12 protein-coding genes and 1 pseudogene are annotated in these 13,196 nt (G+C 57.7%); 5 read left to right on the forward strand and 8 right to left on the reverse strand.

The window, feature by feature from the left end; all coding sequences use genetic code 11:
• Window positions 1–85 precede the first annotated feature (85 nt).
• A complete protein-coding gene (locus D8U60_RS26205; RefSeq protein ID WP_130901306.1) occupies window positions 86–628 on the forward strand; it encodes a recombinase family protein in 543 nt (180 codons plus the stop codon).
• Window positions 629–2,418: 1,790 nt separating this feature from the next.
• Here D8U60_RS26205 and D8U60_RS26210 read toward each other — a convergent pair.
• The 7 genes and pseudogenes from D8U60_RS26210 to D8U60_RS26240 all read right to left on the reverse strand — a co-directional run bounded on the left by D8U60_RS26210 (window position 2,419) and on the right by D8U60_RS26240 (window position 8,118).
• Window positions 2,419–3,189, reverse strand: a complete 771-nt coding sequence (locus D8U60_RS26210) for a hypothetical protein (RefSeq protein WP_130901307.1) — start codon at window positions 3,187–3,189, stop codon at window positions 2,419–2,421.
• Window positions 3,190–3,473: 284 nt separating this feature from the next.
• Window positions 3,474–4,025: pseudogene (locus D8U60_RS26215) on the reverse strand (response regulator transcription factor); the annotation flags it as partial.
• 372 nt (window positions 4,026–4,397) lie between these two features.
• Window positions 4,398–5,726 (reverse strand): deoxyguanosinetriphosphate triphosphohydrolase, encoded by a 1,329-nt coding sequence (locus D8U60_RS26220; RefSeq protein WP_016770846.1) that lies wholly within the window; start codon window positions 5,724–5,726, stop codon window positions 4,398–4,400.
• Between the two features lie 69 nt (window positions 5,727–5,795).
• Complete coding sequence (locus tag D8U60_RS26225) at window positions 5,796–6,959, reverse strand: EAL domain-containing protein (protein WP_130901308.1); 1,164 nt, start codon at window positions 6,957–6,959, stop codon at window positions 5,796–5,798.
• 120 nt (window positions 6,960–7,079) lie between these two features.
• Complete coding sequence (locus D8U60_RS26230; RefSeq protein WP_130901309.1) at window positions 7,080–7,418, reverse strand: hypothetical protein; 339 nt, start codon at window positions 7,416–7,418, stop codon at window positions 7,080–7,082.
• Window positions 7,415–7,801: a phage holin family protein gene (locus D8U60_RS26235; protein ID WP_016770843.1), complete on the reverse strand. Its 387-nt coding sequence runs from the start codon at window positions 7,799–7,801 to the stop codon at window positions 7,415–7,417. Before D8U60_RS26235 ends, D8U60_RS26230 begins: the two co-directional genes overlap by 4 nt.
• A 2-nt stretch (window positions 7,802–7,803) precedes the next feature.
• Window positions 7,804–8,118, reverse strand: a complete 315-nt coding sequence (locus D8U60_RS26240) for a YqjD family protein (protein WP_016770842.1) — start codon at window positions 8,116–8,118, stop codon at window positions 7,804–7,806.
• Between the two features lie 301 nt (window positions 8,119–8,419).
• Between D8U60_RS26240 and D8U60_RS26245 the strand changes: the two genes are divergently transcribed.
• Window positions 8,420–9,628, forward strand: a complete 1,209-nt coding sequence (locus D8U60_RS26245; RefSeq protein ID WP_041478438.1) for an ammonium transporter — start codon at window positions 8,420–8,422, stop codon at window positions 9,626–9,628.
• On the opposite strand, the gene D8U60_RS26250 is transcribed toward D8U60_RS26245, so the two are convergent.
• A complete protein-coding gene (locus tag D8U60_RS26250) occupies window positions 9,625–11,337 on the reverse strand; it encodes a monovalent cation:proton antiporter-2 (CPA2) family protein (RefSeq protein ID WP_130901310.1) in 1,713 nt (570 codons plus the stop codon). The two genes, D8U60_RS26245 and D8U60_RS26250, sit on opposite strands and share 4 nt — an antisense overlap.
• Before the next feature lie 198 nt (window positions 11,338–11,535).
• On the opposite strand from D8U60_RS26250, the gene D8U60_RS26255 reads away from it, so the two are divergent.
• The 3 genes from D8U60_RS26255 to D8U60_RS26265 all read left to right on the forward strand — a co-directional run bounded on the left by D8U60_RS26255 (window position 11,536) and on the right by D8U60_RS26265 (window position 13,164).
• Window positions 11,536–11,775, forward strand: a complete 240-nt coding sequence (locus D8U60_RS26255) for a glutaredoxin family protein (RefSeq protein WP_122611525.1) — start codon at window positions 11,536–11,538, stop codon at window positions 11,773–11,775.
• Between the two features lie 110 nt (window positions 11,776–11,885).
• Window positions 11,886–12,203 carry a hypothetical protein gene (locus D8U60_RS26260; protein WP_016770837.1) on the forward strand — a complete coding sequence of 106 codons (318 nt, stop codon included), beginning with the start codon at window positions 11,886–11,888 and terminating at the stop codon, window positions 12,201–12,203.
• A gap of 70 nt (window positions 12,204–12,273) precedes the next feature.
• Window positions 12,274–13,164 carry a pseudouridine synthase gene (locus D8U60_RS26265; protein ID WP_130901311.1) on the forward strand — a complete coding sequence of 297 codons (891 nt, stop codon included), beginning with the start codon at window positions 12,274–12,276 and terminating at the stop codon, window positions 13,162–13,164.
• Window positions 13,165–13,196: the final 32 nt, after the last annotated feature.

Here is a 13,196-nt window from a genome sequence, read left to right on the forward strand (position 1 = left end):
TCTGTATTCATTAGGGTTGATATTGGGTAATGAGTACATTTATACTCCTAGACTCTAGAGGTAAATGAATACGGGGGTGCACATTATGGCAAGCATCGGTTACATCAGGGTTTCATCGGTCGATCAGAACACTGGGCGCCAATTAGACGGCGTTGCACTGGATGAGGTGTTCACAGATAGAGTCTCAGGCGCCACAACAGACCGACCTGAGTTACAGGCGATGCTTCGCCACATCCGTAAAGGCGATGTTCTCCACGTGCACAGCATCGATCGTCTGGCTCGATCACTCGAAGACCTGCTCTCAATGGTCAAAGGGATGATTGCCAAGGGCGTGGCGGTCTCATTCCATAAGGAACAGCTTCACTTCACTGGTGAGGCCAATCCCATGCAAGAGCTGATGCTCGGTCTATTGGGTAGTGTTGCTCAGTTCGAGCGTGCATTGATCCGTGAGCGTCAGGCAGAAGGCATCCAGAAGGCCAAGGCAGCAGGTGTTTACAAAGGACGCGTTAAGACGGTGGATGACGGAGCCATTCGCAAGGCAATGGAAGAGGAGGGCGCATCATTTCGCAAGGTGGCTAAGGCCCTTGGCGTAAGCCTGAGCAGCGTGCAACGTGCCATGAAGAACTAGCCTTGCTGAGACTGTCCATCAGCCTGCCTTGAGCGGGCTTTGTTGATTCTCTAGCCGTGAATTGTCTCTGATGTTGTTCACCTCTGACAGCGTCTGAGAGCGCTAAAGGGCGTCGGGTTATTTCTACTTTTCCAGCGTTTGGATGAGCCCCTATCGCAAGCTGTTAAGCAGCGCGGGCAAGACCGAGCCGATCTTGTTTTTCAGGCAGAAACACAGAAGCTGAGCGAGAGTGCTCAGTGAATTTTGGCGGGGGATCGGTTCTAGAAATATTGTGCGGGTAGGGCCACCAAATCAGCAAAAGCTTGGTGGCTTGTCGCTAACCGTTAGCGTGGTGGGCTACGGTGGTGATGGCACACATCCTCCCATTCGCCGAAGCGAAACCGGCGATATTGACGAACCGGCACAGTTTTAGCGCCGACGGTCGTGTTGCGGGTGAAGCCAATCGACATGTCCATTAGGGCAGTCTCCAGTACGTTAAGTTAAGTCGCACTTGTCTGGAGACGACCGCCGATCAATCACCGATTGACGCAATTGCATCAATTGGCTTTTAATGGCGTCCTTCTCTTGACCGTGCTAACGCATGTGGAAGAGGGCGAGCAGTTACGTCTGTCCTCAGAAAACGTGACATAACTGCTCGTGAACATCTTCAACGGAACCGCCCTCATGGGCGGTTTTTGCGTTGGCTCATCTTAGTCGAATTCAAGATTTTAGTGCAAGCCCCTGCGGGGCATTCTCCGCATCTTTTTTTATTTGCCGCCCACCGACCCCTAATAACTATGTCAAAACGCCTCTGAGGGCCTTTCGAGGGCCTCAGTGGGCCTTTATTGACGCCATTCGTTGCTTTGTTGAGTCGAGCAACTTCCCTCCGATAAAAGAGCTTTCTCACAAAATGAGAGTCAGAGGAGGCGTAAACCCCAGCATGTAGGGTTTCGTAGGGAGGCGACCACAAGATAGTGTGTTTTAGGTGGTCGTTGCAACGTACTGCCTGTGGATAACCCTGTGTAACGAAAGTGAGAAAGCCGACAATCCGCTGGCGTTGACCCTTTGTCACTGATTTCTGGTTGTACATCTTTTTTGCGCAAACGAACCCTTTCACAAAATCCCTCTATATATAAGGCGCGATCAGTGCTCGTTTCGATGGGCGGAAATGCTCACTTCTTTTCGTAAGCTCCGTAGGCATACCCAAGGCCGGCGTAATTTTGCGGTCAGCTTCGCGATACTCGCTCAAGCATCGGTTGATTCTCTGGCGCTCAACTGTGCCGTAAGGGGGGGAGTGCTCTAGACCTGCTGTGCTGAGCCGGAGATCTAAAGCCAGGAGCAAAAAGGTTATTTTCAGATTACGTCCCCCGTCGCCTGCCCACTACGCTCTTGGTTAAGCACCTCCGACAAAACCACCAGATTACTTTCCAACTGGAAACCCCGCCGGTTATCGAAGTGCACCGGAAATTTTTCAGCGGGGCGGTGACAGCTCTAACACAGTTCCCTAGCCATCGATGATGGTCGACCGTTCAACCCTTTATGGGATTGCACAGGCATTGCGGGCTGAGTTGGTTGGGGAATGCTTGCCCAGCCAGCGCTTACGAAAAAAACGAAATGTGCGAGTTCGACAATGAAGACGGGTTGATGAAGTGATCGACATACGTGAAGGTGTGAGCAAGAACCGGTTAATTTGCAGAACCACTTCTCGCAGGCGAACGCAAGCAAACAGCCGATAGGTACAGCCGAGAAAGGCAAGGTGAAGTGAGCGGAGGGGGCAGAGGATGCCCCTACTTAAAATACCAAGACGTAATCTAGGATTTGACCTTTACCCAAGGGTCGGCGGCGCGGATGGAGTAGACGAATTTCTCTTCTCGCTCCTTGGCGTCAGCGCCTCTGTAGCTAAGTGTGACAAATCCCAAAACATCCTCAGACGGATTCTGGAAGACAAGTACGATTTTAGACTTTCGGCTTTGGCTTATCTGCTCGAGCTCGACTAAGGCTGTATTTCCTATTGGCGGCTCAAACACAACACGAACGTCGTAGGCGTTGGCACCGGAACAGCCGACTTCCACACTTGTTTCAACCCGAGAGCCCGGCGCACCGCTGGCGCTTCGAGAGCCGTGATTGAAAACAAAGTTTGCCCGGTTAACACGGTCAATCTCATCCAGCTGCAACTGCAATGCGGCCCGTTGCGCGTCTATTTGCTGGGTTGCAGCGGCAGCCATAATTGACTGCTGCTCTACGGAATTCTTGAGTTCAAAAGCCTGTAGTTCCAATGCCTTGGTGCCTTGCCGCAGTTCATCGCCCTGCTGGAGGAAGCCGAAGACCAGCCAGAGAAATGCCACTGGCCCGAACGCACCGGCTAGAAAATCGCCAACCTCGTTTAACGGCATGGTCATGAGGGTGTCAGCACGCCCCCATATCACCACAACAACTATGACCAAATAAGTGAGGGTCAGTCCGCCGCCGATCTCCACCAGATGCTCGCGTAGATGCAACCCTGCTGGCTTGATCTTCTGCACGAGGAATCTCAACGCTGCCGCGAAAGCAAACGCTGCTACCAATGCAGCGATGATGGTCACCGATAGCGGCCACCCCTCACCCGGCACGGCAGGGGGGGTACTCCAAAAAACTCCATTCACTGGCTCCCATAACCCCATAATTACTAACCCTCTGGCACCTAGCCGTGATCCATTCGTGGCAAATAGCCAGCGATGATAGCCGCGGTCGGTTAATCAGTCACTCAATGCTGGAGACTGCGGTAGCCCTGTCGCGAGTCACCATGCGATCAGCGCTTAGCGGCAATGCCTTCAGGCTTGCCCAGCCTCCATAGTGAAAGTTCGTATTATGTGTACATAGGAAATTATTGCTTATAAGTGCTGACGGTTTTGTTGCTCAGAAACATGCCCTTGGCTATTTCCTTGTTGGTACGTCCCTGAGCAAATAACTGCAATACCATCAGTTCGCGGTCATTGACGGATTTGAACAGTTCAAGTTCAGCGTATCGAGTGTCGTCGGCGCGCACCGGATTAAGCGCTTGACTGGGGAAATAGTTATAACCGGAAAGTACCGCTTTGATTGCGCTGACCAATTCGCTCAAGTCTTCCTGCTTGCAGACATATCCCGATGCGCCGGATTGCATGCAACGAATGCCGAACAGCGTAGGACACTGCGCCGTCAGAATCAGAATCTTGAAATTGGAACCCATGGTGTTGAAGCGGGCCAGTACTTCGAGGCCGTCCAGCTTGGGGATGCTGATATCGAGAATGACCAGGTCGGGCATGCATTCACGGACCATCTGCATGGCATCGACACCGTTATCGGTCTCGCCGACGACCTTGTAGCCTTCATGTTCCAGGAGCATTCGCACGGCGAGGCGGATCACTGGATGATCGTCCACAATAAAAACGGAGTTCATAAATAGAGTCCCATGCAAGCATGAATAAAGCGCGCACCTTAGCTCAGATGCATGAGCACTCGCATGGACTGGTAGTGTCGCGACTACGTTATCGGATTAATCCTACGCGTAATGAGGAAAGAGACTACGTTGAAATTAGGTTCGGCGTAAGGACGGGCGAGCAATCAATTGGCCGAAGATTGAAATGATCCGAGGCCAATATTGATATTCAATTATTTGTCGATGTTTAAAGTTGCGTTTAATCAGCGGTGTTTATTTGATCGGGTTAATGGGTCAAGCGTAGTTGAATCTCAGCTGGTTCACAGGGGCATTCAGCGAAAACTCTCATGGTGGTCAGCCGGTCAGATCAGTGACCGGCTGCCCCCTCAAGACTCAGTGACTTGAACGCCCGGTCATTTCCAGTGCCATGTCACTGGCGTAACTGTCGGTCATGCCGGCGATGAAGTCGATCATGCGCAGAAACGAGCTGTGCAACGAACCCTGCGGATCCGGCGCATTGTTGCCAAGCAAATCGAGGATGCGCCGGCTCTTGAACGACGGCGTGCGACCGTTGTGCTGCTCCAGCGCGGCGCCGCAGAACGAATTGAGCAGGATCTCCAGCGTCGTGTACGCGCCGATCTCATGCAGGGTCTTGCGCTTGTCCTGAAAAATTTTCTTGCGCGCGATGTCCTTGGCGTTCAACACGCAGCGCTTCGCCGGCCCGTGCATGTGTTCGACCAGATCGCCGTGCAGCGTGCCGGCGAGCAGAGCATCCTGCTGTTCGACAAATGCCCGCGCTGCCGCGTTGGTCAGGTGCTCGATGGCCTTGCCGCGCAGGATCGCCAGTTTGCGCCGCCGGGAATCCTGCGGGCCGAGCTGGCGATAGGTTTCCGGCAAGTCGTCACCGACCAGGCCGAGCAGCAACGATTCGACTTCGGCGTATTCGAGCAACTCCATTTCCAGACCGTCTTCGAGATCGATCAGCGCATAGCAGATGTCATCGGCCGCCTCCATCAAGTACACCAACGGATGGCGTGCCCAGCGCTGGTCTTCGATTTGCGGCAGGCCGAGCTTGTGAGCGATCTGTTCGAGCAGCGGCAGCTCGCTCTGATAGCAGCCGAACTTGTGTTTCTTGTAGCCGAGGGAGTCGGCGTGGCGCGCGGTCCACGGGTACTTCAGATAGGTGCCCAGCGTCGCGTAGGTCAGGCGCGTGCCGCCGTCGAACTGGTGATATTCCAGCTGCGTAAGCACGCGAAAGCCTTGAGCATTGCCTTCGAAATTGAGGAAATCACCACGCTCGGCCTCGCTCATGCCGTCCAGCCAGCCGCGCCCGGCGGCTTGTTGAAACCAGTGGCGAATCGCGTCTTCGCCGGAATGGCCGAACGGCGGATTGCCGATGTCATGCGCCAGGCAAGCCGATTGCACGACCATGCCGAGGTCGGCCGGGTCGCACCAGTCTGGCAGCGCGCTGCGCAAGGTTTCACCGACACGCATGCCCAGCGAACGGCCGACACAGCTGACTTCCAGCGAGTGGGTCAGGCGGGTATGAATGTGATCGTTGCTGGTGACCGGGTGCACTTGGGTCTTGCGCCCGAGGCGGCGGAAGGCACCGGAGAAAATGATGCGGTCATGGTCTTTGTGAAAAGGGCTGCGGCCGAGTTCTTGCGGGCTGTGCAGCGGCTTGCCGAGGCGTTCGCGGTTGAGCAGGGTAGGCCAATCCAAGGCTGATTCTCTCCGTCTGGTGACTGATCGCCCTAGCTTCCCGGTTCGGCTGCGCGCCTGCAAGCGGAACTACAGACCCGCCGCATCGATATCGATCAGCAACAGCCGTTCGCCGTTATCGAAAAACTGCCCCGCAGTCAGGCAATACTGGTTGCTGGTGGCATCGCGATAGGTGTTGGACAGGGTCAGGCGGCGTTCTTCCCAGCCTTCGGCCAGCAGATGATAGAAGTACGGTCGCCACGACCAGTTGTGCCCCAGATAGCGATCATCGGCAAACCAGCCGTCATGGCGCCATTCGAGGTTGGGCGTCAGTTGCGTGCCGTGGCGGTCGCACTGATAAAAGCGCAGCAGCCAGGGAAACGCCTGCAATTGCGGCAATGCACTGAGCGGGGCGCGGGCCTGCGCCCATTGCTGCAGAATCGCCATCAGTTCGCTGAGCTGCTGACGCATTTGCATCAACCGCCCGCGCTCGCTGAGTTTCTGCTTCACGTAGCGTTGCCGCAATTGCGCGAAATGCGCGACGAAAGCATCCGTAGCGAAGAACTCTTCCTGCGCCCGGGCGAAGAGAAAACCCTGCACGTAGCGCGAACCGCATTCCAGAGCAAAATTCAGCTGCGCTTCGGTTTCGACGCCTTCGGCGATGATCCAGCAGCCGGTTTTCTCGGCCATTTGCGCGAGTGCCTTGACCACATCGCTGCTCGGTCCGCCGAGGGCAGCAGCCTGAAACAGGCGCATGTCGAGCTTGAGAATGTCCGGTTGCAGGGCCAGTACCCGATCCAGCTGCGAATAGCCGGCGCCAAAATCATCGATGGCGATTCTCGCCCCTGCGTTACGGTAGCGCCCGACCACGTGGGCCAGGCGTTCGCTGTTACCACCCAGTTCGGTGATTTCAAATACGATGCGCTGCGGATCAACCTGGTGTCGCGCCAGTTGTTTGAGACTTGGCAGCGCTTGATCGGCGCGCAGGCGGCTGATCCAGCGTGGCGACATGTTCAGGCTGAGAAACCACTCGGCCGGCGCTTCATGCAGGCGGCTGAGGGCGTGGTCACGGATCTGCCGATCGAGACGGCGCAAGGCAGTGGCCGGCGTGCGCGGATCGGCGAACAACGGTCCTACCGAGGTCAGTTGACCATCGCTCTGACGCAGGCGACCCAATGCTTCGACGCCTGCAATGCGGCCGGTGGCGGTATCGATGAAAGGCTGAAAACAGGCGAGCGGTTGCCCGTCGATCACGGCAAGTCCTTAATCTTGTTTTTGGTTTGGCCGCGCTTGCCGGATAGGCACGCGGGATGGAATCTCCCGATAAGGAGATTCATCCCGGCGCTATAGCAAGAATGTAGCCAGAAGGGCGCTTCAGCGTTTGCCCGAGCTGTGCATGACCAGTCTGATCAGCGGCCCGAGCGTCGTGCCCAGACGCAGCAGTCGCGTCAAACCGCCACCACTGCTGCGTTTCGAGCCTTTGCCGGTGAGGAAACCCAGCAGCGTCACCGCCGCCACGCCCCACAACGGCGCGTGCTTGATGCCGAAAACGTCCTGCACGTTCTGCTTCATGCCACGCATGCGCTGCAACGGTTGCAACACTTGCGCGGTCTCGTGGCGGATTTCCTGACGATGCATTTCCATGCGCAGGCGGATCAGCGCCTTGCGCATTTCCCGGCGCGAGCTGTTGTGCGGAAGTTCAGGCAGGCTCATGGCAGCAGACGCTCCCGGTCGTTGGCCAGCTCTTCGAGCGTGCCGTGGAAAGGTGAGGACTCATCGAAAATCGCCGCTTTGAGGCGCAGGCCGCAGAAGATCGACGCCAGTGTATAAAACACGCACAGGCCGATGATCGCTGCCAGGCGGTAGGTGTCCCAGAAGATGATCATCACCAGCGTCGACAGACCTACCAGCAACAGCAGGGCAAACACCAGCGCCAGGCCGGCGAACAGCAGCAGGCTGACAGTGCGTGATTTCTGCTCCTGCAGTTCGATGCCGAACAGTTCGACATGACTGTGCAGCAGGCCCAGAACGGCAGCGCCGAGGCGACGTGTGGAGGAGGCGGTGCCCGTAGTCGGGCCGGATTCACCGATCGACATGATCAGCGCCGAGTTGCCAGCAGGCCGATCAGAAAGCCGACGCCGGCAGCGATGCCCACCGATTGCCATGGGTTGGCCGATACATAGTCTTCAGTAGCGGTGACCGCCGCCTGACCGCGTTCGCGCAGGGTGTCTTCAGTCACTTTCAGGGTTTCCCGGGCACGCAGCAGGCTGTCGTGAATCTGGGCACGCAGCTCATCGGCCTGATCACCAGCGAGGGTCTTGGTGTGCTCGAGCAGGCGTTCGGTGTCGGCGACCAGAGTCTGGAAGTCGTTCATCAGGATTTCTTGAGCAGTCTTTGCCTTGATGCTGGCCATGGGTGGATCTCCGTAGGTGGCTTTGAAGCGTTCGAGTATGAGCCTTGCGCGAAGGTTCAGTGCAAATGCCTGGTACAACTTTTGCTGTGTCGTGGTGCGTCGCTCGGCGTAGGTGCGCTGTTGCCGGGCGTCCAAGCAGAAAAACTCTAATTCATTTGCCGGCGGTTCGTGTTCGGACATCGATTCATGCGCCAAATCAGTTCATCGACCCTGCCGTTAAATGACTGGTGAGTCGTAATTTGGTGCATGAAATGCCCGCATGAACCGCTTTGGTGCCTTTTAGCCTTGGGTCTGCCTCCTCATGGAAAATCTGCAAAGCGCTGTGGACACGCTGGTTCACAGCTCCAACACGTTGTTCATTCTGATCGGTGCGGTGATGGTACTGGCGATGCACGCCGGTTTCGCCTTTCTGGAGGTCGGCACGGTCCGGCAGAAGAACCAGGTCAACGCGCTGGCGAAAATCCTCAGCGACTTCGCCGTCTCGACCCTGGCCTATTTCTTTATAGGCTATTGGATCTCCTATGGCGTCACCTTCATGCAACCGGCGGCGGTGCTCACGGCTGACCACGGCTATGGCCTGGTGAAGTTTTTCTTCCTGCTGACCTTCGCTGCCGCCATCCCGGCGATCATTTCCGGCGGCATTGCCGAACGCGCGCGGTTCGTCCCGCAGTTGTGCGCGACGGCGCTGATCGTAGCGTTTATCTATCCGTTTTTCGAAGGGCTGATCTGGAACGGCAACTTCGGCTTGCAAGGCTGGCTGGCGGCGCAGTTTGGCGCGGCATTCCATGATTTCGCCGGCTCGGTGGTGGTGCATGCCGTGGGCGGTTGGCTGGCGTTGGCCGCTGTTCTGCTGCTCGGCCCGCGCAATGGTCGCTACCGCGATGGGCGCCTTGTCGCGTTCGCGCCGTCGAGCATTCCGTTTCTGGCGCTGGGCTCGTGGATCCTGATTGTCGGCTGGTTCGGCTTCAACGTGATGAGCGCGCAGACGCTGCAAGGTGTCAGTGGCCTGGTCGCGGTCAACTCGCTGATGGCCATGGTCGGTGGCACCGTCGCGGCGTTGATCGTTGGGCGCAATGACCCGGGCTTTCTGCATAACGGTCCGTTGGCGGGATTGGTGGCGATTTGCGCCGGCTCCGACCTGATGCATCCGGTCGGTGCGCTGGTAACGGGCGCGATCGCCGGAGCCTTGTTTGTCTGGTGCTTTACCGCTGCGCAAGTCAAATGGCGCATCGATGATGTCTTGGGTGTCTGGCCGTTGCATGGTTTGTGTGGCGTGTGGGGCGGGATTGCCTGCGGCATCTTCGGTCAGTCTGCGCTGGGTGGCCTGGGCGGCGTCAGCCTGATCAGCCAGTTGATCGGCACTGCGCTTGGCGTCGCGGTAGCGCTGGTTGGCGGCTTCGTCGTCTACGGCGCGATCAAGGCATTGCATGGGCTGCGCCTGAGTCAGGAACAAGAGTATTACGGCGCCGACCTGTCACTGCACAAGATCGGCGCGGTGAGTCAGGACTAGATTTCCTCATCATTGGCTCCGGGATAGAAACCGTGGAGCAGGCGATAGCGATCGATACGCACTTGATCGACCTTCTCCTGCACTTTGTGTGCGGGCAGGCCAAGCATGATCAGCGCGTGTGAAGCGAGCATCAGGCTTGACTCCAGAAGCTCCGGCACCACCTCGGTGGCGCCGGCAGCTCTGAGTTCCGCCGATTGGCTGTCGTCACGGGTGCGTACCAGAATCGGCACCTGTCGGTTGAGGCGGCGGGCTTCACGCAAAATGCGCAACGCCACGTCACTTTGATCCACGGAAATCACCAGCAGCCTGGCGCGCAACAGGCCAACCGCAGTAAGCAGATCGCCACGCGCCGAGTCGCCGTAATGCACGTCGCTTTCCGCAGATGCGGCTTCCTGCACGCGCACCGGATCGTTGTCCAGCGCAACATAGGCTTGCCCGGCGTTGCCCATGAAACGGCCGATGGATTGGCCGACGCGTCCGTAGCCGCAGATCACCACGTGCTGGTCGAGGTCGGCGTTGAGCGCGCTGATCTGCTCGATCTGCGCCTCCTGATTGGGCTTGCGGTGCAGCACGGCGGCGATGCGCGGCGCCGCGCGCAACAGCAGTGGCGTGAGCAGCATCGAACAGAACGTCGCCGCGAGCAGCAGGGCGCCCGGTTCGGCCGGCAACAGGCTGTTTTGCTGCATCTGCGCCATCAAAGCAAAACAGAATTCGCCACCCTGGGCCAGGGCCAGGCCGCTGCGCCATGCGGTTTCGCTGTCACTGCCGCGCCACCTCACCAGCAGCGCGACCACGATGCCCTTGATCAGCATAAGACCCAGCGTCAGGCCGATGATCAACAGGCTGTGACTGACGAACAATTGCAGGTCGATCAGCATGCCGATGCTGACGAAGAACACGCCGAGCAGAATGTCGCGAAAGGGCCGGATGTCAGCTTCGATCTGGTGCCGGTAATGGCTTTCCCCGAGCAACATGCCGGCGAGGAAAGCGCCGAGTGCAGGCGACAGCCCCAACAAGTGCGTGAGCCAGGCAGTCAGCAGCACGATCACCAGCGCCAGCAGGACGAACAGCTCCGCAGAGCGCGAGGCCGCCACCTCATGAAACAGCCGTGGCAATAACCAGCGACTGGCGAGCAGCAGGCCGAAGAACAGCACCACGGTTTTGCCCAGGGTCAACGGCAAGGCCCAGTACCAGGCCTGCTCGCTGGTGCCGGCGAAGACCGGAACCAGTGTCAGCAGCAATACCGCGACAACGTCCTGAAACAGCAACACGCCGACCGCGTTCTGGCCGTGGCTGCTGAATACTTCACCAAGACTGCCCAGCTCCTTGGTCACGATCGCCGTGGATGACAGCGATAACCCTGCACCGAGCAACAGCGCCGGCATCAGCGGCATGCCCAGGCCCATCAACAGTGTGCCGAGCAGCGCTGTGCTGATCAGCACTTGCTGACTGCCGAGGCGAAACACCACCTGACGCAGCGCAATCATCTTCGACAGGGAGAACTCCAGACCCAGCGAAAACAGCAGAAACACCACGCCCAGCTCGGCGACATCGGGCAGATGTTCGCTCTCGTTGACCCAGTCGAATGCGTTCGGCCCGACCAGTAATCCCACGCACAGGTAACCCAGCACCGGCGGCAGTCGCAGGCGCCGGAACAGGGCAATCACCACCAGGGATGAGGCGAGGATGATCAACAGATTTGCAAACACGGGACACTCCGCTGTCAGGGCGTTGGCCTCTGAAGCGTAGAGGCAAAAAGTCCGCGAGGATGACGCATTTGCAATTTGCGCTGAATGATTTGCGTCAGGATTTTGCGCCGGGAGCGCTGGGTCCTTTGGGCGGCGCCGGGTCGACGAGGGTTTAGTGGCGTCCTAGAATGGGCTCACTTGTTTTCCGGTAATGCCGTCATGTCTCCAGAATGTCAGCTGTTCGGCACCCTCGGGTGTCATCTGTGTGAAGTTGCCGAAGCCGAGCTGATGCCCTTCGTCGAGCATGGTCTGCTGGTTGAATTGGTGGACATCGCCGAAGACGAATCGTGGTTCGAAAAATACAGCTTGCGCATCCCGGTACTGCGGCGGGTTGACACCGGCGCTGAGCTGGATTGGCCGTTCAGTGGCGACCAGGTAGTGGCATTTTTAGGCTGCTGATTTTGCCTTGATCCTTTCCGCTGGTCGCAGCGATACATCCTTGCGTTGGCGCTCGCTGAATTCTTCGGTTACTGTATGTCCATACAGCAATCGAGTCAGAGGGATGAACCGTGGTCAATGTCGAACAGTTGAAGAGCAGCGTTAACCGGATGTCGGTGGACGTGGTGCGCGAGGCCGTCCTCGAATTGCGCCTGGACGGGCTGGTCACGGAAGGCAAGACGCCATTCAACAAGCTGCATTTCAATACCTGCTTTGCCGAAATCGAAGCCCTTTTTCAACGCGCCGGTTATCACAAGCAGCTGGATGTGGTCGGTTATCAGGGACTGTTGTACGCGTTGTACGATCCTGGGCGTTGGGAAGCGGTCGATGTGTTGCGCTGGCTGAAGGAGTTCACCGAAGCGGCGGCCCTCAAGTCGATTCCGGCCTGATCAAACTGCGCTAGGTGGCTTTGCCTCACTGTTGGATAATGCCGGCCTGCATTGAGGATTTCTGTTTCGTATGACCAGCCCCGTATTTTCCGCTGCGCACAATCAGGCCAGCACCTTGTATTTGCCGCCCGGTCCCTGGCTGACGGTACTCGATTGCCTGTGCGAACACTTCAGTGCCATCGGCCGCGAACAATGGCTCGACCGGATTGCTCGCGGACGGGTGCTGGATGCGCAGGGTCAGCCGATTGCGCTAGACTTGCCCTACAAGGAAGGGCTGCGCATTCATTACTTTCGTGAGGTGCCGGACGAAAAGCCGATCCCGGTGCTCGAGTCGATTCTCTACGCTGACGAACATCTGGTAGTGGCCGACAAACCTCATTTTCTGCCAGTCACCCCGGCCGGGGAATATGTCGAACAAACCCTGCTGCGCCGGCTGATCCGTCGGCTGGACAATCCGCATCTGGTGCCGCTGCACCGCATTGACCGGCACACCGCAGGGCTGGTGATCTTCTCGGCCAATCCGCAGACCCGCTCGGCCTATCAGTCATTGTTCCCGACCCGGCAGATCGACAAGCGCTATGAAGCGATTGCCCCGGCGCTGCCAGAGCTGAATTTCCCTTTGGTGCACAAGAGCCGTTTGGTCGATGGCGAGCCGTTTTTCCGTATGCAAGAAGGGCCTGGCGCCAGCAATACCGAAACGGCGGTCGAGGTGCGTGAGAAAAATGGTGATCTGTGGCGCTATGGCCTGTATCCCGTGACCGGCAAAAAGCATCAGCTGCGGGTGCACATGACGGCGCTGGGCGCGAGTATTTGCAACGATCCGTTTTATCCGACTGTGTTGAAAGATGTCGAGGACGATTACGCCAACCCGTTGAAGCTGCTTGCGCAGGGCCTGCGCTTCACTGACCCGGTGACCGGTGAATTGCGGGAGTTCGAGAGTCAAATCACCTTGCAGTGGTAATGCTGAAACTGCTTTCCGAGCGCCCATGAAAA

The sequence above is a fragment of the Pseudomonas sp. Sample_11 genome, from assembly GCF_004307505.1.
GTDB lineage: Bacteria > Pseudomonadota > Gammaproteobacteria > Pseudomonadales > Pseudomonadaceae > Aquipseudomonas > Aquipseudomonas atacamensis.